Below are 2,077 nucleotides of genomic sequence, written 5' to 3'. Positions count from 1 at the left end.
GCATGTCAACACTTCACCGATTACGAGACCTTCCAGTCCTCCTTTAATCGTTTGCACTTCTTCTACACTTCCCGTTTCCAAGCCAATAGAAGTTAATGCAGCGGCAACTTCTTCCGGTGTCAAATCGAAATCGACATACTCCTTCAACCAATTATAAGAGATATTCATATCATTAATTTTTTATTGTTTCCAAAAGTGACCCGCAAAATTACAAAGTTTTTTTGGATGACAGGGAATTATCCATCAAGAAAATAATGAAAACAGCCGAAACTACATGATAAAAAGTAATTCCGGCTGCAATATTAAAATGCTTATGTAATTTTACCATTAATTTAAAATGGCAACGGTCCATCCGATCCTACCCCACCAAACGGATTGTCTGTTTGAGGGGCAAACTCAGTCGGAGGCGGCACACTGCCATCACTTACTGCATTCATTTTAGAACCAAAGGTTGCTCCACCACCTTCTGCCGGATGCGGAATCACCATATCATCTTCCGGATTCTGGAAACGGGTGTACTGACCGATAAAACGCAAACGGACATCACCTACCGCACCGTTACGATGCTTGGCAATAATAATTTCTGCCATACCGCGTAAATCGGTTCCATCTTGTGAGGTATAAATCTTATAATATTCAGGACGGTGAATAAAACACACCATATCGGCATCCTGCTCAATGGCTCCCGACTCACGCAAGTCACTTAACTGCGGACGTTTACCTTCTTCACCTTCACGACTTTCCACACCACGATTCAACTGTGACAAGGCAATAATCGGAATATTCAGTTCTTTCGCCAATCCCTTCAACGAACGTGAAATCGTACTTACCTCTTCCTGACGGCTACCAAATGACATTCCGCTCGCATTCATCAACTGAAGGTAGTCGATAATAATAATCCTTACTCCATGTTCGCGTACCAGGCGTCGAGCTTTTGTACGAAGTTCAAACACTGACAATGAAGGTGTATCATCTACATACAGCGGAGCATCCAAAAGATCACGCAACTTATAATCCAGCTGTTGCCATTCATAATCCGCCAGTTGTCCGCTCTTAATTTTCTCACTCGGAATTTCGCACGCATTGGAGATCAAACGATTCACCAACTGCACGTTACTCATTTCAAGAGAGAACACAGCTACCGGATTACGATAATTCACCGCAATATTCTTTGCCATAGAAAGTACGAATGCTGTCTTTCCCATGGCCGGACGGGCAGCAATGATAATAAGGTCGGATCTCTGCCAACCGGAAGTCATTTTGTCAAGTTTGGTAAAACCGCTCTCCAAACCACTTAAACCGTCCGTACGGGCAGCTGCAATCTGAATTAACTGATACGCTTCGGCAATAACAGGATTAATCTGTGTATAATCCTTCTTCATGTTCTGCTGGGAGATCTCAAACAATCTTCCTTCAGCTTCCTGCATCAAATCATCTACGTCCAGAGTTTCATCGAAAGCTTTACTCTGAACATTGCTGGTAAATGTAATCAATTCACGAGCCAATGCCTTCTGTGCAATGATGCGGGCGTGATATTCAATATGCGCCGAAGAGGCAACCTTACTACTTAACTGAGTAATATAAAACGGACCACCCACTTCCTCCAAATCACCGCGTTTAGCAAGTTGCTCCTTTACCGTAAGGATATCCACCGGTTTCTGATTCACAGCCAAGTCGGTGATAGCGGAATAAATCAACTGGTGCCGGTGCTCATAAAAAGACTCCGGACGAAGAATTTCACTTACTAACGAATAAGCGTCTTTCTCTATCATCAATGCTCCCAATACAGCCTCTTCCAGTTCCGGCGCTTGCGGCTGGATACGTCCGTAGTCATTTACGGGCTGTATTTTTGCCTTACTATTGCTTCGGGGAGCTTTTCTCTGTTCTGCCATTTTTTAATACTATGAATTATTAAAGGGATGGCAAAGATAATGCTTATTAATCAAAATCATCCCTATTCTACCAAACAAAAAAAGAGCTACTCCTGAAATTCAGAAATAGCTCTTTACATTCTATCAAAGTTATTTTTAAATAGTCATTACCTCTAAATAACAACTATCACCCTTTACAACATGCC

Annotated in this window: 1 protein-coding gene; it reads right to left on the bottom strand. The window is 42.3% G+C overall.

Annotated elements, in window-relative coordinates; genetic code table 11:
* Window positions 1-332: 332 nt before the first annotated feature.
* Window positions 333-1,892 (bottom strand): replicative DNA helicase, encoded by a 1,560-nt coding sequence (gene dnaB, locus BACCELL_RS19460; protein ID WP_007213735.1) that lies wholly within the window; start codon window positions 1,890-1,892, stop codon window positions 333-335.
* Window positions 1,893-2,077: the final 185 nt, after the last annotated feature.

The sequence above is a fragment of the Bacteroides cellulosilyticus DSM 14838 genome (assembly GCF_000158035.1).
GTDB classification, from domain to species: Bacteria; Bacteroidota; Bacteroidia; order Bacteroidales; family Bacteroidaceae; genus Bacteroides; species Bacteroides cellulosilyticus.
The sequence above is the reverse complement of the archived record's forward strand: the minus strand, read 5'-3'. Positions and strand labels throughout refer to the sequence as shown.